The organism is Gemmatimonadota bacterium (genome assembly GCA_009838845.1).
Lineage (GTDB): Bacteria > Latescibacterota > UBA2968 > UBA2968 > UBA2968 > VXRD01.
Genome location: VXRD01000025.1, coordinates 1 through 19,623, shown reverse-complemented (window position 1 = coordinate 19,623; position 19,623 = coordinate 1). Strand labels below are relative to the sequence as shown.

Sequence of the window (19,623 nt, the reverse complement as noted above, 5' to 3'; positions counted from 1 at the left end):
TTTGACTTTTGTCAGACGGGGCTTTCGATATTGGTGGGTATATGCTTCAAGCGTTTTTCAGGGCGTTTACGGCTTCTATCAATCGCCGGTCGGCTTTGTAGCGCAACTCTAAGATCGCGTCTATATCCGATAGTGCGTTGGACTCGGCCTGTAGGCGGCACACGTCAATGCGGTCTGACAGGGCATTCATCACCACGTCGAGCAACATCAAATCTGTGACATCGTCGGCTACCATACACTCGTCGGCCAGGACTTTGCGGATCATTTCCAGGGGCTTTTTGAGCTTCTCGGCATCTGGGATGGTTTCGCTTTTTCCATTGTTGACCAGTTCGGGCGACAAGCTGCCGAGAAAGCCTTCGCTGATGAATTGCCGCGTTTTGTCTTCGGTCCACGATTGCGCCAATATTTGTGTCAATCTGTTCGATGGTTGTTCGGGTTTCTGGCGGCGATTGCGACCGCGATCGCTTGTGCGCTTTGAAGTCCGCTGTTTGTTCTGATCGCCCTGATTGCGTCCGCTATGTGGACGAGATACTTTGCGGGTATCTTGCACATTGCGGGTATCTTCTTTTTTTGGTTCATCCCGCTGGGCCTGAGCAGGTGTTTCGGTTCGCGCTTGCGGTGGTGCTTCCACTGGTTCTGCAGGTGCTTCAACGGGTTGGTTCTCTGCAGTCGCGTCCTGCCGCCGAGCGGGTTGAACAGGTGTGCTTACACCAGCGCGATCTTCCCAGCCAATTGGACCTGATCGCTTTGTTCGACGTCCCCATTGCATTTCTTCTGGTTGCACATCCTGGGGCGTTTGTGTTTGCGCGGTTTCTACCTCTTTTCGATTCTGTTCGGCGGAAGCCGTTGCTTCGACCTTTTCCCTTTCTCTACGCCGTCTGGATGGCGGCGATGAAATTACTGTACGCTCTTCCTGTGCGGCAGGCCTTTCGATCTTTTTCGCAGGTTTTTTGGCTGTTTTTTTTGTTGCCTGCTTTTTGGCTGCACGCGGTGTAGAAGATCTGGTGTTCGTTTTCTTTGCAGGTTTTTTTGCGGATTGCTTTTTCGCTGTTTTTTTGGATGGTTGCTTTTTTGCAGGTTTTTTGGACGACCGCTTTTTCGATACACGCGGTGTAGAAGATCTGGTGTTCGTTTTCTTTGCAGGTTTTTTGGCTGTTTTTTTTGTTGCCTGCTTTTTTGACGGACGTTTTGCTTTTTTTGCTGTGGATGTCGCGCCTTCAGTTTCCCGAGGTTCTTCAGCCTGTGTTTTCGCTTTTGCCATAATTTCCTTTCGCAAATGGTTAGCTCAAATTTGGTTTAAGTCTTTGATAATATAGATAAAACTGCCCACAAATTCAACCAAACACACAAAAAAGGGCTGACCAGCGGTCAGCCCTTTGTGGAGGTCAAGCATATTTTGACAACCCGATTTAGTGCATGTGCCCGTGATCGTGGGCGGGCGCTGCACCTTCGTTTTCTTCTGGCAGATCTGTCACCAGGGCTTCGGTTGTCAATAACAATCCAGCGATGGACGCTGCATTTTCCATCGCAGTGCGCACCACTTTTGTGGGATCAATTACACCGGAATCTACGAGGTCTTCGTATTGCTCGGTGCGTGCATTAAACCCGTAAGCGCCTTCGCCTTCGTTCACTTTTTGCACGACGAGGCTGCCTTCTATGCCGGCATTATCGGCGATTTGACGCAGGGGGGCTTGCAGTGCGCGACGCACGATATCTACGCCTGTGCTCTGGTCGCCATGCACATCCGTTTCGTCTAATGCGCCAAGGCTGCGCAGGAGGGCGACTCCGCCGCCGGGTACGATGCCTTCTTCAACTGCAGCGCGCACGGAGTGAAGTGCGTCTTCGACGCGGGCTTTCTTTTCTTTCATTTCTGTTTCTGTTGCCGCACCAACGTTGATGACGGCCACGCCTCCGGCCAATTTTGCCAATCGCTCTTCGAGTTTTTCGCGGTCGTAGTCAGAGGTGGTGTCTTCAATCTGCCGACGAATCTGGCTCGTTCGGCCTTGAATATCGGCTATAGACCCAATGCCTTCTACAACTGTGGTATTGTCTTTGTCGATCACCACGCGCTTGGCCTGCCCGAGGTCGCTAATCTCGACGTTTTCGAGCTTTATGCCGAGGTCTTCCGTTATCACGCGCCCACCTGTTAGCACGGCGATGTCACCCAACATTTCTTTGCGACGGTCGCCATATCCCGGTGCTTTTACCGCACAGGCAGCGAGGGTGCCGCGCACTTTGTTGACGACAAAAGTGGCGAGGGCTTCACCTTCGACGTCTTCGGCGATGACCAGAAGCGGCTTGCCTGCACCGGCAACTTTTTCGAGTAGAGGCAATAAGTCGTTCATGTTTGACAACTTCGCCTCGTGAATGAGGATCAGCGCGTCTTCCAGTATGGCTTCCATGTTTTCCTGATCGGTCACAAAATAGGGCGATAGATAACCGCGGTCAAACTGCATTCCTTCGACCACATCCAGTGTTGTCTCGATGCTTTTGGCCTCTTCGACAGTGATTGTGCCGTCTTTGCCGACTTTGTCCATTGCATCGGCTATAATTTCACCAATGCTGCTGTCACTGTTGGCGGATATTGTCCCTACTTGTGCAATTGAGTTGCGGTCTTTTACCGGCTGGCTCTGGTCTTCCAGTGCTTTGACTACGGATGCAACAGCCGCGTCGATGCCGCGCTTGAGGTCCATTGGATTGGCTCCGGCGGTTACATTGCGCAAGCCTTCGCGGAAGATCGCTTCGGCGAGTACTGTCGCTGTGGTTGTGCCGTCGCCCGCAATGTCAGAAGTCTTGGAAGCGACTTCTTTGACCATCTGCACACCCATGTTTTCGTAAGCGTCTTCGAGTTCAATTTCTTTTGCTACGGTCACGCCGTCTTTTGTCACGGTGGGGGATCCCCAGGATTTGGCGACAACCACATTTCGTCCAGCAGGTCCCAACGTGGCTTTCACGGCTTTGCTCAAGAGCGTTACACCGTCGAGAATACGCTCGCGAGCATCTATTCCATAGGCAATCTGTTTTGCCATAACACCTATCTCCTCTACTGAATAATGCCCAATACGTCGTCTTCGTTTACGATTACGTACTCATCGCCGTCAACTTCAATTTCTGTGCCGGCGTATTTGCCAATTAAAATTTTTTCTCCGGATTTTACCGCTGGCGCAATTACATCTCCATTCTTATTGCGTTTGCCCGGCCCAACGGCAACGACCTCTGCTTCCTGAGGCGTTTCTTTAGCAGTATCGGGGATGATAATGCCCCCCTTCACTTGCTCTTCAGCATCCACCCGTCGCACCAGAATGCGATCGGAAAGCGGACGGACATTCATGAGAACCCTCCTTGAAAAACAGTTGGTTAAATGTAATAAATTTAACTTGTTATATGTTATTAGCCACTCATCCTGTTGAGTGCTAAGGCGGGAAAATATACAAGTGCATCAATATTTGTGCAAGTGAAAAGACGGTGAGACGTGAAGTGTGAAGGCCTCACACAAAGAAACAAGGCGTAGGAGGGAAATCCTTCAAGGCCGTCATCGCGGCATGATGTTAGCCGCGATCCAGTGGGGGCAGGGCGGGGGCTGAAAGCTCAAAGCTGATCGCTACATATCATTCAATTTCGTTTTTTTCTGAGCCAATACTTTTTCCAGATGATCAATTTGCTCTTTGAGCAGTTCAGGGGTTTCTGGCGCGCCCATTTCTTCCGGTGGCGGTGGTATTTCAGCCGGCAAATGCGCATCTTCCCAATCCCCGTATCCGCCGTCCATTGAGATCACTTTTTCGTATCCCATGGCTTTCAAGGTTTCGCCAGCGAGGAGTGAGCGCACGCCGCCTGCGCAGATTACAATGACTTCACGCGATTTGTCGGGTATTGCCGATTCTGCCTGGTATTCCAATTCTCCGCGCGGTATGTGTACTGATCCTTTTAAGTGCCCGCGCTCCCATTCGTCCAGTCCGCGCACGTCGAGTAATACGGGATTCTCACCTTCTTCTATGTACTCATGTACTTCCTGTACAGTCATTTCTGGAATGTTTTGACGCGCATCATCCAGCAAATTTTCACGCGACTTCATACGTTTATCTCCTCATTGCTTTTAAACTCTTCCATGGCAGTGTTTGTACTTTTTTCCACTTCCGCACGGACACGGCGCGTTTCGCCCCACCTTTTTTTCAACGCGCACGGGCTGTTTTTTCGGCGCATCGCCTTCTGTGGAATTGGCGGTCAATTCATCTTGACCGGGTTCGGGCATGCCGGCAAAGCCCATTCCCGTGGCATCGCGGTGTTCCAATGACAGGCGTGCGGGCTGTTGGGTGCGCGGTTGTGCGGGTGTTTCTTCAACAGAAATGCGGAATAACAATCGCAGGGTTTCGCGGTTGATGTCTTCGAGCAATGCCACAAACATTTCATAACCTTCGCGCTTGTACTCGATCAATGGATTTTTTTGTCCATAACCGCGAAGGCCAATGCCCTCTTTCAGATCGTCCATCTCGCGGAGGTGTTCTTTCCACTTTTCATCAAAGACGCTCAGGTAAATCATGCGTTCTATCTGGCGCATGCGGTCTTCCCCCAGAACCCTTTCGCGGCGATCATAAGCCTCGCGGAGCCCGCGCAACACGCGATCTCGCAAACCCGCTTCGCGCAATTGGGGCAGATCTTCATCGGGTATGATGGGGGCTTGCAAAAACACATTGCGCAAATCTTCCATCAAGCCATCAAAATTCCAGTCTTCGGGATGTGCGTCGGGCGGTATATGAATATCGAGTAGTGCATCGACGGTTTCGTCGATCATTTCGCTGATCATTGCCGATATATCTTCTTCTTCCAGCGCGTGTCTGCGTCTGTCGTAAATCACTTCGCGCTGTTGATTCATGACGTCGTCGTAATCCAGCACCTGTTTTCGAAATTCAAAATTGCGCGCTTCAACCCGTTTTTGCGCGGTCTCAATGGACTTTGTCACCCAGCTGTGTTCAATTACTTCGCCTTCTTCGGCTCCCAGGCGGTCCATGACGCGGGCAATGCGCTCAGATCCAAATAGGCGCATCAGATCGTCTTCCAGTGAGATGAAAAACCGCGAGCTTCCCGGGTCCCCTTGCCGCCCAGAGCGACCGCGCAATTGCCGGTCGATGCGCCGAGATTCGTGTCGTTCGGTGCCGATAATATTCAATCCACACGGGACTTCATCCCGACATCCGTATTCGTCTATGTAGGGACACAGGGGCCGGGTGTTATCGGGATCTGCAATCAATGCACACTGGTGTCCTTCGGGTGCTTTTATGATGCCGGGGCCCAGTTTGATATCTGTGCCGCGCCCGGCCATATTGGTTGCTATTGTCACGGCACCGGGTTGTCCGGCCTGCGCGATGATCTGCGCTTCTTGTACATTTTGTCGGGCATTGAGCACCTGGTGTTTGATTTTTTTGCGCGTGAGCATCCGCGAAATCAATTCGGAGGTTTCAACGGAAATTGTGCCGACCAGGACTGGCAATTTTTGTTCGTGCAAGTGCACGATTTCATCGAGCAGGGCATTGTATTTTTCGCGTTTTGTGCGGTATATCCAGTCATTGAAGTCGATGCGGCGCACTGGCTCATGCGTTGGGATCGATACCACATCGAGCTTGTAGATTTGATGAAATTCTTCTGCTTCTGTTTCGGCAGTGCCCGTCATTCCCGCCAGTCGGTCATAGAGTCTGAAGTAGTTTTGCAACGTAATGGTTGCCACTGTTTGCGTGTCGCGTTCGACTTTTACCTTTTCTTTTGCTTCCAATGCCTGGTGCAATCCATCGGCAAAACGGCGTCCGGGCTGTGGCCGTCCCGTAAATTCATCGACGATGACGACCTTGCCGTCGTCGATCATGTATTGCACGTCTTTTTCGTATAGAGAATAGGCTTGCAATAATTTTCGCACGCTGTGGATAGACTCGTTCTTTTCTCCATAGTCCTGATAGGCGGCTTCTTTTGCGTGGTCTTTGTCTGAATCGGATAGCGATTTATTCTGTTCGATATCCCCAAGTACTTCATCGAGGTCTGGCAATACAAAGTCGTCTGGATTGCGGCTGATTTCGTCGCGACCCTTTTCTGTCAGGTCGATGATGTGGCTTTTTTCATCGATGCTAAAATAGAGGTCTTCGTCCAGTTCCCCGGTGCGCTTGTCGCGGATATAATCGGATTCAACCCGCTGTACGAGGCGCTTGATGCCCTCTTCCTGAAGTCGCTTCATGAAGCGACTATTTTTGGGCATTCCACGCTGGACCTGCAATAACAAGATGCCGGCCTCGTATTCGTCGCCAGACTCGAGTTCTTCTTCTGCTTGCTTTAAAATATTGTTTACGATTCGGGTTTGGGCGCGTACCAATTTTTCGACCAGCGGACGCATTTCTTCATACCGATGCGACGAGGATTCCGACACGGGTCCCGAAATGATCAGCGGTGTGCGCGCCTCGTCAATCAGGATGCTATCTACTTCGTCGATAATTGCAAAATAGTGCTCGCGCTGTATCAGGTCTTCGGGGCGAATCGCCATGTTATCGTAGAGGTAGTCAAAACCAAACTGGTCTTTTGTGCCGTACACGATATCCATGAGACAGGCGTCTTTGTGGTCGCATGGGCGCATGCGATACCCGTCTTTCCCCTCTTCTTCCATAATAAAACCTTCCACGCCCAACGCGCGGTCCTGAATGACGCCTACGGTGAGGCCCAGGAACAAATACACGGGTCCCAGCCACATGGCGTCGCGCTTGGCCAGGTAGGAGTTTACGGTGACGAGATGCACGCCGCGCCCGAGCAAGCCATTTAAGTACAGAGCCAGGCCCGCAGCCAGTGTTTTGCCTTCGCCCGTGGCCATTTCGGCGATTTTGCCCTGATGCAATACGGTTGCACCGACCAATTGCACGTCATAGGGTATTTCATGCCACACGATTTGATCGCCAGCCCGATCCCAGGACTTCTCCCGCTCTTTGAAGCGGCGACACGTTTCCTTAAAGACGGCAAATGCCTCTGGATGGATTTCATCGAGTACGTCGCGCTCAATATCCTTGATTTCGGCTTCGATTTCGGCAATGGCTTCCAATTGTTCGGTGCGGTCTTCGTCTCGCTGCATCGCGTCCAGTTCTTCTTTGAGCTGATTGAGATGCTCTTGAGCATCATCAGTCGCTTCGGCAATGCGCGCGCGGAACTCCGCTGTTTTGCCCTTTAATGCCTCGTCGGACAAAGAGGCATATTCTTCGTAGAGTTGATTAATTTCATCCACGATCGGTTGCATTTTCTTTACGTCCCGATCGTGTTTGCTGCCGAAAATTTTTGTCAGGAAGTTCATTGTGATTATCCTGTGGATAATGAGGTGTCACATCCCAAGTTCGATGCGTTCGGCCAAAAAAGGCGGAAGTCCCGCGGATAGAATTTTGGCCTGTGCTGTCGCCACATCGTAAGACACGCGGCGCAATTGGAGGTTCCCATTTTCCCGGTCCCATACGACAAAAGCCGCCCGCGCATCGCCGTCGCGAGGTTGTCCTACACTGCCGACATTTACGAGATAGCGATCATTGTCGGACAACTGCACTTCTCCTTCGCGCGTAAGTACTGTTTTTTGAGATGCCGAGCACACAAATGCACGGTGAGAATGCCCGACAAAACACATCTCGAAATTGGTTTGGGCGAGCATTGACCAGCCATCTTCGGGGTCGAATAAATAGTGCCACAACTCGGGTTCAATTGGCGAAGCGTGGGCATAACAATAAGCAGATTCATTTTGAAAGGGTTGGTAAGAACGCAATAGCGAGGCGTTCTCATCACTCAGCATTTGAACGGTCCATTGTATTGCCGCCAGTGCCACGGGGTTGAAAAACCCCGGATCTTCCAGGCCCACAGCTGCCCAATCGTGATTGCCCGCCAGCACGAGGTCCGATACTTCGCGCACGCGCTCTATACACATATTGGGGTCTGCGCCGTATCCGACCATATCGCCCAAACAAATAATTCGATCTACCTGTGCTTCTGCAATTTTTTCCAGTACGGTTTGCAAGGCTTCGAGATTTCCGTGTACGTCTGAAAAGATCGCAATGCGTCCAATATTATCCATTGGGTTGTTCCGCATCTTTGGACAGGGTATCGAGGATGCCGTTGATAAAGTTAGAAGCATTGGCTTCGCTAAATTGCTTGGCCAGTTCTATGGCTTCGTCAATAGAGACTTTGTAGGGAATATCTTTGAAATAGCGCATTTCCGCAAGGGCCATCCAGAGCACGATTCGGTCGATGCGCGAAACCCGGTCCAATGACCAGTTTTCCAGTACGGGTTCAATAGATGCGTCCAGTTCTTCGCGGTGTTCCCAGGCTGTTTGAGCCAGATTGATCGCAAAATCCGAGGTTGATGCCGAAAGACGCGCGCGGATGCACATGGTCTGCGCTGTCTGTTGCACGGGATCGCCCACACTTGCAGTCCAATAAAGTGCTTGCAGCGCAGCCTGACGCGCTTTGCGTCTTGATTTAATCATTTTTTTGCTTCCCATGCGGCGATAACCCCAATCATTTCAATCGCGCCCAGGGCAGCTTCCCAGCCCTTATTCCCGGCTTTTGTTCCCGCCCGCTCAATCGCCTGTTCAATGGTGTCGGTTGTCAAAATGCCAAATATGGTGGGCACACCTGTTTCGCGGCCAACGGACGCCACCCCTTTTGAGGCTTCGTTGCATACGTAGTCAAAATGTGGCGTGCTACCTCTGATTACTGCGCCCAGACAGATCAGCGCGTCATATCGACCGCTTTGCGCCATTTTTTGTGCCATGGTGGGAATTTCAAAACTTCCCGGTACCCATACCACGTCTATGGCGTCTGTATCGCCACCGTGTCGCGCAATACAATCGAGCGCACCGCCGAGCAATTCTTTGCTGATAAACGCATTGAATCGTCCCACCACAATGCCAAATCGCATGCCTTCTGCCGATAACTGACCTTCATAAACTCTGGGCATCACTATCTCCTTCATCGCCTAATTGCAATTCGTCCTCTTTAAATAAATGCCCCATTTTTTCTTGCTTGGTTCGCATATATGATAGGTTCCATTTGTTGACCTGAATGGCGACCGGGATGCTGTCTATAATTTCTATTCCATACGCTTCTAATCCCACGCGCTTTGATGGATTATTGGTGATGAGTAAGACTTTTCTGATTCCCAAATCCGACAAAATTTGCGCGCCAATGCCATAGTCTCGTTCGTCCATTTTAAATCCGAGTTTCAGGTTGGCCTCTACGGTGTCATATCCCTCTTCCTGCAGTTTGTACGCGTGCAATTTTGCCCGCAGGCCAATACCCCGCCCTTCCTGCCGCATATACACCAGTGCCCCGCGTCCTTCTTTTTCGATCATCTCGAGTGCTGAGTGTAAGTTTTTTTCGCAGTCACAGCGCAATGAGCCGAGCGAGTCGCCCGTCAGGCATTCGGAGTGCATCCGCACCATTACGGGTGCATCGCCGGAAAGGTCGCCTTTTACCAGTGCGACGTGTTCGCGTTCATCTACGTCGCTTTCATACAGGTGTAATTGAAACGCGCCAAATCGCGTGGGCATATCCACTTGCTCGACACAGCGCACCAGTTTTTCGGAGCGACGGCGATAGGCAATCAAATCGCGAATTGTCGTCACTTTCAAGCCAAATTGATCGGCAAGTTCCAAAAGCTGTGGCAAACGTGCCATGGTGCCGTCTTCATTCAGTATTTCACACAGTACACCGGCGGGATACAGGCCGGCCAAACGCGCCAGATCTACCGCTGCTTCTGTGTGTCCCGCTCGCCGCAAGACCCCGCCGGGCATTGCGCGGAGTGGAAAAATGTGACCTGGTCGGCCAAAGTTCTCAGACCGCGATTTGGGATCTACAAATTGTCGAATTGTTTCGGCGCGATCCTGTGCGGAGATACCGGTTGTCACGCCGTAGAGCGCGTCGATGCTCACCGTGAATGGCGTGCCGTGAAGCGCTGTGTTGGTATTGACCATCATGTCCAGGTCGAGTTCTTTGAGGCGGTCGGGCGTTGCGGGCAAACAGATCAGTCCGCGTCCATGGCGCGCCATAAAATTAATGGCTTCAGATGTGACCCTTTCCGCCGCCATGATGAAATCGCCTTCGTTTTCCCGGTCTTCGTCATCGACCACAATGACGATTTTTCCCGCTCGAATATCTTCGAGGGTGTCTTCGATTGTTGCGATTTTGCCCATATATATCTCCGCGAATCAGCGAATCAACGAATCATCAATCAGTCCCAAACATCGTCATTGCGGCATGCTTTAAGCCGCAATCCAGAAGGTTTTGGGTGGCTGGGCGGGGTTCGTCTATTCGCGCTTTTCTCGTCTATTCGTCCACGCTCATCATCGCCCGAATGCGATCTTCCGTGAGCATATTTTTTCCATTCATAGGTTGCACCAATCGCTCCAGATAACGCGCGATTATATCCACTTCGATATTTACCCGGTCACCCGGATATTTTTCCGATAATGTCGTTACTTTTAGTGTGTGCGGAATTGCCGCAATCGAAAAGGTGCGGTCGGTTACTGCAATTACTGTCAGGCTGATTCCATTGACGGTGATGGATCCTTTTTCGGCAATATAAGGGGCCAACTCAGGCGGTACTTCAAATTCAAATACAATTTGATCCGAAGATTCCGTTCGGCCTTTCACGTGGCCCACACCATCGATGTGTGCGGCTACGAGATGACCGTCGAGGCGGTCGCCGAGTTTTAAAGATCGCTCTAAATTAACGCGGTTGCCCACGCGACAATCACCCAATGTGGTTCTTTGCAGTGTTTCTGCTATGGATTCGATCACAAATGTGTCGGCATCAAAATGTACGACGGTATGGCACGCACCTTCAATGGCAATGCTGTCGCCTATTTTTACGCCATTGAGAACTTGCTTTGCTGCTATGGTCGTGCGCTGATAATCCGCGCGCGATTCAATATGCCGAATCGTTCCCACTTCCTCTACAATGCCAGTAAACATGATTGCTCAGCCGTTTTTGGACGTTTTTTTTACGTGCGCAGTGAACAGAAAATCATTGCCGATGGATTCGACTTTTACGTTTTCAAGTTCTATTGCATCGGTTATTGAAGTGATGTTTAAGGATCCGATTGCGGGTATGCCTGCACCCAGTATTTTGGGCGCGACAAATGCGGCTATCCGATCTACCAGGCTCAGGCGCAATGCCGATGCAGCTACGCGACTGCCGCCTTCGATCAGGATGTGTCGCAATCCCATTTGAGCGGCTTTTTGCAAGACTGCTTTCAAATCTATTTGACCATTCAGTATTGGCAACTGCCAGACCTGCGCTCCTTTTTTTTTTCGTTCTTTTATCCGTTTTTTGCACACTTCTTCAGCGGTTGCTATAATCAGAGGTGCCCCGCCAAAAATTTTAGCGTTTAGTCCAATTTTTAGCTGAGAGTCCAGAACGATCTTTGTCGGGCTGCATCCATCGACATATCGCACGGATAATTCCGGGTCGTCGGCCATCACAGTGCCGCGCCCGACCAGAATTGCGTCGGCCTTTGCGCGAAGTTGATGTCCGCGCACCCGCGATGCTTTTGATGTGATCCACTTCGAGTCGCCCGTGCAGGTGGCGATGTTGCCGTCCAGTGTTTGCGCCAGCTTTAAGGTGACAAAAGGCAATCCGGTTGACCGATATTTGGTTTCGAATTCATTCATTATTTCACTTCAAAAACGGTTTTTCCAACACCCACATTGCCCAGTGCATCTTCCGCTTTTACTACGAGTGTATAAGAGCCGGTTTTCAGATTTTGAATAGAGAAATTCAGTGTCTCTATTGGCGAGTCAAATATCTGGTCAGTGGGAAAGACCACCTTCCAATCGTCGGAATTGAGTGAGTACGCTGCCTTGTGAATTGCAGTGGCAGCGTCCTGGATTGAACCGGTTACGCGTACTTTTTTGTCGATCTGCCTTATGTTGTGCAACTGCACAGTTGGTGCCGAATTATCAATTTCAAAGGGCGCGCTGACCGCCTCGGCTGTTAATTCGATGGGATTGTCCAACCTGTCTGATGCGACGACCTTAACTTCGACCGTGCCATCGGGAACAGATTCGGTGTGCCAAAAATAATGTGAGGTCTTCAAGTCGTCTTTTAGCAGCCGCCAGTTCGGTTCTCCAATACTTCTGAAATACAGGGTATAAATCAAGGCGTCGTCGTTGGCATCACCGGCAGTCCAATCAATTTTCCACACGCCTTTTTCCATAAATTCTGGATTTTCACCTTCGTTACCAGATTGGTCGGCCTCGGCTCTAACCCGTAATATTCTGGGATGAACATTGTCCTGCAAGCCCGCGAGTTTGATAGAACGCACCATTGGTGTCGCATCTTCTGATTGTGTCTTCAATATCAACCGATATTGCAAAAAACGCCCTGGGCGACTGGTAACGGGTTTTCCCGATGTGGTGATTGGCTCTGACCACGCGCTCCACGTATCGTCGGGTTCTTCGCTGTTGCCGGACCGCGTTTGAACAGCGACCGATGTTTCTGCTGGTGTTTCGCTTTGCCACGATACGCGCCCCCAATGCGATACCCGATCAAAGTCATAAGGTTCAGAAGTGAGTTGCCCTTCTCTGGCAAATTCTTTTTCTATTCGATAAATTTCTCCTGATCCGCTGCATCCAATCCACATTGCATTATTGTGCGCGGCAATCATTACCCAGGGATTTACATCTTTTAATTCTGCGAGCAAAGTGGCGTTGCCATCGGGCCAAACGCGATACACGCGCCCGTGTTTTCCCGTGACTACTTTTACTGTGCCGTCGGGATCTATTACGGAATCCAACAACATCGGGTCATCGGTGTTCCACAGTCGCATTGCCAATCCCGAAGGTCGGATCGCATACAGTGTTGCGCCGGATTGATCTGACCTTTTTTGCTCTCTTCCATTTCCTTCTGTCCGACCGCTTTGCGCCATCGCTGTCGCATAAATGGTGCCATTTGGCCCTACACTCAGCGAGTGAATCTCTTTTTCACGGGCATCGTAAAGTACATCTGCACCACCCTGATCGCGCACCTGATAAATCAGGCCGCTGTTATCTGTGCTCGCATAAAGCGCGCCCTGAGCACCTATCGCGAGCGATACCACATTGGGATCTTTGCTCGCGTAGAGCGCGGTGACTTTGCCCTGTTTGTCAATTTTCAAAATGCGCCCCTGGTCCCCACCTGTGCCCGCATATAAGCCACCGTTTGGGCGTGCGACTATTGCAAATACATGGCGATCACCTGTCTGACAAAATTCCGTGGGTTCTCGTCCCGGGGCGATGCGGTAGATCAGCCCGCCCGGCGATGTGCCCGCGTAAATAGCGCCATCTGCGCCAATGGCGAGGCTAAAAATGTGAACTGTTGCGGAATCGGGGGCATCAAATAACAGTTCTGCCCGATCGCTGTCGGGTTTGAGCATGTAAATTCGACCTTTATTGCCGGTTCCGATGTACAGGGTTTTGTCCTTATCTACAGATAGTGCCCACACAAAGTCTTCACCTGTATTTGCTACCCGTTTATAGGATGGCGCCAATGTCACTGTGCCTTCCCGCGTGAGCGACACGCCATCGGGTTCTCCTTTCAGGAAAGCCGTCTGTGAATCTTCTCGCCAAATTTTGGGCGACACTGCGTTTGCGATTGTTCCAAGGAAGATGAAAAGCAGCACATGTGTCATCCCCGCTCTCAATATTCTATCTTTTTTCTTCACCCGAACCTCTCCTGCTTGAAAATGTTGCACTACCGTCTTTGCCCACGACCAGAAGCGCCGTTTGACTGCCGGTCAATACATAGTTGGTCCGTACGTGTTTTTGGCTATATACCGACTGCTGTGATTTTTGCACGACATCTGACCCTCGTGCCAGTGATAGTGCTGACAGAACCGAAGTGGGCAGTCCCGAAATTTCGCGTCCGCCCATTGTCACGCTGGGGCGGGAAGCTATGAATCTTACAACGAGCACATCATTGCGCCCCGATTTCTCGATCAGACCAATCAGTCCATCCAGTGTTTTGGGTTGATAAGCGGTGCGTTTCATATCTTGTAATCGCTGTTCGCGTTCATTTACAATCTGCAATATCAAACGTCCTGATGCCATAAACCCGGGAATTGGCAAGGCGACATCTACGGTCTCGCGCTTGCCCAGCAACGGAGCCAGCGCAATAGAGACGTGTACTGTATCGCCCGGTTCGTAGCGCGAACGATCCAATCGCAGCCCTTCAATACGCGCACTTTGGGTACGTTCCTCAACGGATAATTGAAATATAGCCGAGTCAATATTGGCATCGACAAAAGGATTCTGGATCACTTGCGCAAGGGGTTGTGTCAAGCCCAATACCGCCAACCCAAGCCCCTGAGTCCCTGCGTACTTATTTTTTATTTTCACGGGTTCGCGTTTGGGCATGTGCAACGTCAATTGTCCTGCAACAGTGGTTTCACCCGTCAATTTCTCAGCGGAGATAACAGAGGTCGCTACGGCCATTCGCACCAGCAATGGGCCCAATTCTCTGTGTCGAAATACCTCCATATTAAACGAAGCGTCGTGGTTGGGAGATACGACAGAGATACGCACAGGCATCATTTCTGCTTCAGATCCTATTACGCCAGCAATGCCCGGTGCGCGATCTTGTAAGATCACACCGATATGTCGCGATGCTGTGCCCACCTTAAACGAAAGCATTTGGCTGGAAATCACTTCGTGAATAAATGCTGCGGTCATAGACATCGCCGTGCGACCGCCAAATAACAGGGGATGTCCAAATCCCACTACCTTATCACCCACGCGATGCGTGAGCGTGCCAATACCCGTGACACTGAGATCGCCCCGGACCAGTTGCACGCCCAGAGGCGCGCCCGGTTCAAATGGACCGATAGATAGAGATGGGTCTGTTCCGCCGCCGCCCTGCATGGGCAACAGGCCGTATTTTGACAATTCTTCTCGATATTCCACGACCACTTGCTGAGCAAATCCCGAGAGCATCAAAGGTACAGCCACGGGTTTTAGCACACCGCCATGTACGCCATCTATTTGTCCATTCCACGGCGCAGATCCAAATGTCGCGTTCGACAGGGTGTCTCGCGATGTGCGTTGGAGTACCGTCATCATTTCGCCAATTGGCGTGATTCCCGCAATTGGCTCTTCGGCGAATGCACCAATGCTGTAGCCGACTGCGCCGACGAGTTTGCCCTCGATATATACCGGACTGCCACTCATGCCGGCGATGACGCCCGTTTGCGCCATGGGGCCACCGGATAACCGGGCGAGAATCATATCGCTTTTTGGGCCAAAGACATTGCGTAAAACACCCAAAACTTCGACGCCAAATGTATCGATGCGGGTGCCCTGAAATACCGTGCGGCCAACGCCTTTCATGCCGCGCTGGATATCATCGACGGACATGTACAACTCGGCACTGCTCGATCCATATAGTATGCAGATTGTGAAAAATGTCAAAAATCGAGAGAGCATGCGTTCACTTCCGCGTAGAAGGGGATAAGAGAAAATTTTTGCATTCTGATATTATACCGTTTTTTGGGGCGGTGAACAAGTTTCTTGTAAAACATATCAAATCTGAGTATAATGGCAAATATGCAGATCACTTTGGTCACTGTGGGCAGGTTCAAAGACGCGTGTTATCGAGACGCCGCACAAAATTATATCAAGCGACTGCAACACTACGTCGCTTATGATGAGATTGAGGTGCGCGAAGAACGCGGTGGCAAAAATGCCCGTGTGTCTGATATTATTGAGAAAGAAGGCCATCGCCTTTTAAGTGCGCTGCATCCAGATGCCACTGTGGTTGCTCTCGGGCCTTCTGGCAAATTGTGTCGTTCTGAAATTTTAGCCAAAAGATTGAACCATGTGCGCGTACAAAGAAAAAGCCGCCTCTTTTTTCTCATTGGCGGCCCTTTTGGGCTTGCATCTCGAGTTTTGTCGCGTGCAGATTGGCATTTGTCACTTTCACCTATGACCTTTCCGCACGAATTGGCGCGCGTTATCTTGCTCGAGCAACTCTATCGCGCCTTTACGATTATCAGAGGTGAAAATTACCACAAATAAAACAATTTAGACACCGCTTAAAATCAGCCCGGGGGCAGACGACTCACACAGCCTGGGAGAGATGATTCTGCAGAGAATCCGGCTACGTTGAGTCAACTCGCCCCCGGGTTTTTTACATGTCAAAACCAAAAATAGCGAGTTCGCTAATTCAAATGTATGGCAGAGAGAATTGGAACGGGGAGTGCAGATAAGCTATTCACAGATGACTGAGAATATCCGATGGGGGATCGGGATCATCTGCTTGATTCGGGGGATTAAAAAAAACGTTACCTCAAAGACGGCATTAAAATAAGCCATTGTTTTTATTAAGTCAAGACTACTGTTTTTTTTTATCTGGTATGCGCCAGATATTGTGCATCAAATCATTATGCCCACAGCCTAATGTGGTGCAGGCGCATCTCTTACCTTCAAATGAGTCAGATTCAAATGGTGTCGTTAGTCTAAAAGAAACATACGTTTGTAAAAATGCAAGCGATGAATCGCCTATCTTATTTTGTAAATAATCGCGTGTACACAGCAGGTTCTTCAAAAATCCCTCCGCTTTGATCGTAGTAGTTCTCATCCAACACAAATGCACCACCTCTGGGTCGCAACCACGATGCATTGGGCACGGGATATTCCGAGAGCATGCGATCCCATGTCCCGTAATTTTCCGGGCCATTGGATTCCATCAATCCCCCTTTCACACCGGGAAATGCAGGCAATCGCGCGGCCACGTTTTTGTTCCATTCCACCAGCACGGGTACACACGCATTATCCGCCACAAAACACGGTACATTATAGCGCGTTGCGGCTTCGATCATGCGAAAAGCCAATGAGAGGGTTTTACCCGCGGGTTTGATCGCCATAGCGCCATATCCCTGTTCCAGACGGGTGTGTACATCCGCAACGGTTTCGATGCTTTCATCCCCTGCAAAACGGGCAGGCAAGTCGTGTACATCGATATCTGCTGGGCTGGAAAAGGGTTCTTCAATCAGGACAATGCGATCCAGAATACCTTCATTGTCCGCGTGATCTAATAAGCGCGCCATGCTGTTTTTTTCGCCATAACGACCATTGGCGTCGAGATAATAGAGCACATGGCCCGAATCCGTCATCTCCGTTTCGTACTGAGATGCCAGACTGTGAATCTGCGACAGACAGGCCATGTCTGTTTTTACCATTTCGGTTTCATCTCCCGGATGCCCAATTTTGATTTTTAGTATGTACGCTCCGCTATCTAAAATTGCCCGCAATTCATCTATGGGCAGGGTATAACTCACTGCGGGTACGAGCGCGACATGCGATTGGCGATGGGATAAAAATGAGCGAAATTTTTCCGGGATTAAGGCGTCGAAGGTCGTCAATCCCGTCCGCTTTGCATACAAGATCCATGCGGCATTGTCCAGCGCTACCAGTGCAATTAGCGCAAATGTTCGGCGCAAATCCCCCTGGCCTGTGATCGCTTTGGCATAAGAAAAGACTTCGTTTTCAATGGTGTCGAACAATGCGATTGGATCGGCAAATTCTTTCCCTTTGATGTGCTGTAGTGCAAATTCCAGGAGAGACGCCTGGAGCAAATTGCCGCCCATTTCCGTATGTGCAGCAAATACGGTAGCGTCTGACCACAGTACGGCCAAACCACCTATCCCAAAAGCCTCATACCCATCGGCGTCTTTCAAACGCACGACGAGATTCCACTTTTCGTGAAAAGCCGATCCCTTAAACGCAAAGGGCCGTGCGAATGGCTCGCGCTGAATTTCTAAATCTGTTTCGACAATATGCATTTGTTTGTATCCTTGAAAATGTGGAGAAAATAAGCTATCAATGCAAAACAAGCTATCAGGTTAGCAGTCGAGAAATACTGCGTTTTAGAGCCGTCATTGCGGCAGGGTGTTAGCCGCAATCCAGAAGGTTTTTTTGTTATTTTGTATTGCAGATTTTACGGATAATACACATGCCCAACGCGATTTGCAAGCCCTATATAGTTGGTATTGCCGGAGGCACTGGTGCGGGTAAGACCACACTGTCAAACATACTTTTTGATCATCTCGGGGATGATTGTGCGCTACGGATTTCCCACGATGCGTATTATCGCGATTTTGCCCATGTCCCGGCAGACCAGCGCAGGCAAATCAATTTCGATCATCCCGATGCACTCGAGACAGATTTGCTGGTGCAACATCTTCAGGCATTATCCCGCGGGGAGACCGTATTGATACCAACTTATGATTTTACTACCCATTCCCGTTCTAATAGAACCCTTGAGTTATGCCCTCGCCCCATTATTATTGTCGAAGGCATTCTCCTGTTGGTCGAACAAATACTGCGCGATGCTCTGAATTTGAAAATTTTTGTGGATGCACCGCCAGATATTCGCCTGATTCGTCGCGTCAACCGCGATGTCGATGAACGCGGACGCTCTCCCGAATCCGTTACCCTTCAGTACCTCGAAACTGTGCGCCCCATGCACGATACTTATGTCGAACCCTCCCGCAAATATGCCGATCTCATCGTTTGCGGAGATCGCGATTTTACCATTGCGACAGATTTGATTTTGGGACATCTATGTACCTTGAAAAAATAAAGGGGAGACCTCAAAAGGTCTCCCCTCCTCGCCTGGTCGCATCTGATTAACCACGCCACGAAGCAAACCAGAAATGCCGACCCGGATCGAGAATTGAATATCTTACTGCCCAAATCCGATGCTTACGCCTCCCCAAATAGTGCGGTTGTCGGGATTGATTTCTGTATCGGCATAAGAAAATCCAATGGTCGGCGCAATCGAAATTGCGCACGCATTACAACTGAGAGAAGCTGTAACCGTGAGATCGTTAAAACCTATTTTATTAGCACCGGTTTCATCTACTACATAATTGCTCATCGCAACACTTGCACCGATGCTCAATACTTGCCCATCTTCTGAGCCGAGCGGAATGTCATAGCCTCCCGACAAAGACGCATACCAGGCCTCTACCAGACCAAAATCGTAATAAAATGTCAGTGCAGGTGATATGGCGTTGTCCAGAGATAGCCCAATATAAGCTTCTTGTGAGAGATTTGAGTCTTCATCTGCACTGGGAAATACGTATTGAATATAACCAATCGAAACGCCCAGGCCCATGTCGTCGCTCAAGGACCTCGAATAGTCGGCATAAAAGTCGAGTTCATCGACATTTTGGGTTTGGGTATCGGGAGCTGTTTCATCAACGCGGTCCTGCACAAACCACGATCCCCACGCACCTAATGACAAACCCGTTTCACCGAATCCCACCTCAATACCCGGCTGGGCCACAATTTTGTCATCGGCTCCGAGCACATAACCGCGCCAAATATATCCCGTATAGCTATCCAGAGTAATACCGACCGACATCTGAGCATTTGCGGGGGCGATTAGAAAAATTCCCGCAATCAAAATGCCACATAATTTCTTCATAAGTCCCTCCTGATGAGTTTATACACAGTGATACATTATGACCTGTATGCAAAATTTTGTGGCGTACACACAGACCATATTTTGGATTTTGAAGCGTGTACTTTTAGTTTTTCATTTTCTCCTTTCTACAAATATATGCGGAAGATGTTTCATTAGGG

General features: G+C 50.2%; 18 protein-coding genes. 3 read left to right on the top strand and 15 right to left on the bottom strand.

What is annotated here, in order from left to right; translation table 11 throughout:
- Nucleotides 1-46 precede the first annotated feature (46 nt).
- Entirely contained in the window at nt 47-784 is a 738-nt protein-coding gene (locus tag F4Y39_03900; GenBank protein ID MYC12848.1) for a hypothetical protein, read from the bottom strand.
- Nucleotides 785-950: 166 nt separating this feature from the next.
- On the opposite strand from F4Y39_03900, the gene F4Y39_03895 reads away from it, so the two are divergent.
- Nucleotides 951-1,316, top strand: coding sequence for a hypothetical protein (locus tag F4Y39_03895; GenBank protein MYC12847.1), 366 nt, complete (start codon nt 951-953; stop codon nt 1,314-1,316).
- 93 nt (nt 1,317-1,409) lie between these two features.
- On the opposite strand, the gene groL is transcribed toward F4Y39_03895, so the two are convergent.
- The 12 genes from groL to F4Y39_03835 form a co-directional block, all read right to left on the bottom strand.
- A complete protein-coding gene (gene groL, locus F4Y39_03890) occupies nt 1,410-3,029 on the bottom strand; it encodes a chaperonin GroEL (GenBank protein ID MYC12846.1) in 1,620 nt (539 codons plus the stop codon).
- 14 nt (nt 3,030-3,043) lie between these two features.
- Complete coding sequence (locus F4Y39_03885) at nt 3,044-3,331, bottom strand: co-chaperone GroES (protein MYC12845.1); 288 nt, start codon at nt 3,329-3,331, stop codon at nt 3,044-3,046.
- Between the two features lie 270 nt (nt 3,332-3,601).
- On the bottom strand, nt 3,602-4,072 hold the full coding sequence (locus tag F4Y39_03880; GenBank protein ID MYC12844.1) for a sulfurtransferase: 471 nt from the start codon (nt 4,070-4,072) through the stop codon (nt 3,602-3,604).
- Nucleotides 4,073-4,093: 21 nt separating this feature from the next.
- Nucleotides 4,094-7,312, bottom strand: a complete 3,219-nt coding sequence (gene secA, locus F4Y39_03875; GenBank protein MYC12843.1) for a preprotein translocase subunit SecA — start codon at nt 7,310-7,312, stop codon at nt 4,094-4,096.
- A 27-nt stretch (nt 7,313-7,339) separates the two neighbouring features.
- The gene (locus F4Y39_03870) at nt 7,340-8,134 is read right to left on the bottom strand and encodes a metallophosphoesterase family protein (protein MYC12842.1); all 795 of its coding nucleotides are present in this window, start codon (nt 8,132-8,134) and stop codon (nt 7,340-7,342) included.
- The gene (nusB, locus tag F4Y39_03865; protein ID MYC12841.1) at nt 8,067-8,501 is read right to left on the bottom strand and encodes a transcription antitermination factor NusB; all 435 of its coding nucleotides are present in this window, start codon (nt 8,499-8,501) and stop codon (nt 8,067-8,069) included. Before nusB ends, F4Y39_03870 begins: the two co-directional genes overlap by 68 nt.
- Nucleotides 8,483-8,959, bottom strand: a complete 477-nt coding sequence (locus tag F4Y39_03860; protein MYC12840.1) for a 6,7-dimethyl-8-ribityllumazine synthase — start codon at nt 8,957-8,959, stop codon at nt 8,483-8,485. Before F4Y39_03860 ends, nusB begins: the two co-directional genes overlap by 19 nt.
- A complete protein-coding gene (locus F4Y39_03855) occupies nt 8,943-10,193 on the bottom strand; it encodes a bifunctional 3,4-dihydroxy-2-butanone-4-phosphate synthase/GTP cyclohydrolase II (protein ID MYC12839.1) in 1,251 nt (416 codons plus the stop codon). Before F4Y39_03855 ends, F4Y39_03860 begins: the two co-directional genes overlap by 17 nt.
- A gap of 133 nt (nt 10,194-10,326) precedes the next feature.
- Nucleotides 10,327-10,974 carry a riboflavin synthase gene (locus F4Y39_03850; GenBank protein MYC12838.1) on the bottom strand — a complete coding sequence of 216 codons (648 nt, stop codon included), beginning with the start codon at nt 10,972-10,974 and terminating at the stop codon, nt 10,327-10,329.
- A gap of 6 nt (nt 10,975-10,980) precedes the next feature.
- The gene (locus F4Y39_03845) at nt 10,981-11,673 is read right to left on the bottom strand and encodes a RibD family protein (GenBank protein ID MYC12837.1); all 693 of its coding nucleotides are present in this window, start codon (nt 11,671-11,673) and stop codon (nt 10,981-10,983) included.
- Nucleotides 11,673-13,703, bottom strand: a complete 2,031-nt coding sequence (locus F4Y39_03840) for a hypothetical protein (GenBank protein ID MYC12836.1) — start codon at nt 13,701-13,703, stop codon at nt 11,673-11,675. The genes F4Y39_03845 and F4Y39_03840 overlap by 1 nt, the downstream gene beginning before the upstream one ends.
- Nucleotides 13,687-15,459 (bottom strand): hypothetical protein, encoded by a 1,773-nt coding sequence (locus F4Y39_03835; protein ID MYC12835.1) that lies wholly within the window; start codon nt 15,457-15,459, stop codon nt 13,687-13,689. The genes F4Y39_03840 and F4Y39_03835 overlap by 17 nt, the downstream gene beginning before the upstream one ends.
- A gap of 120 nt (nt 15,460-15,579) precedes the next feature.
- Between F4Y39_03835 and F4Y39_03830 the strand changes: the two genes are divergently transcribed.
- A complete protein-coding gene (locus F4Y39_03830) occupies nt 15,580-16,050 on the top strand; it encodes a 23S rRNA (pseudouridine(1915)-N(3))-methyltransferase RlmH (protein MYC12834.1) in 471 nt (156 codons plus the stop codon).
- 488 nt (nt 16,051-16,538) lie between these two features.
- Here F4Y39_03830 and F4Y39_03825 read toward each other — a convergent pair whose 3' ends face one another.
- Entirely contained in the window at nt 16,539-17,816 is a 1,278-nt protein-coding gene (locus F4Y39_03825) for an L-alanine-DL-glutamate epimerase (GenBank protein MYC12833.1), read from the bottom strand.
- 170 nt (nt 17,817-17,986) lie between these two features.
- On the opposite strand from F4Y39_03825, the gene F4Y39_03820 reads away from it, so the two are divergent.
- Nucleotides 17,987-18,616, top strand: a complete 630-nt coding sequence (locus tag F4Y39_03820; protein MYC12832.1) for a uridine kinase — start codon at nt 17,987-17,989, stop codon at nt 18,614-18,616.
- A gap of 102 nt (nt 18,617-18,718) precedes the next feature.
- Here the strand turns inward: F4Y39_03820 and F4Y39_03815 are convergent, their stop codons facing one another.
- Complete coding sequence (locus tag F4Y39_03815) at nt 18,719-19,465, bottom strand: hypothetical protein (GenBank protein ID MYC12831.1); 747 nt, start codon at nt 19,463-19,465, stop codon at nt 18,719-18,721.
- Nucleotides 19,466-19,623 lie beyond the last annotated feature (158 nt).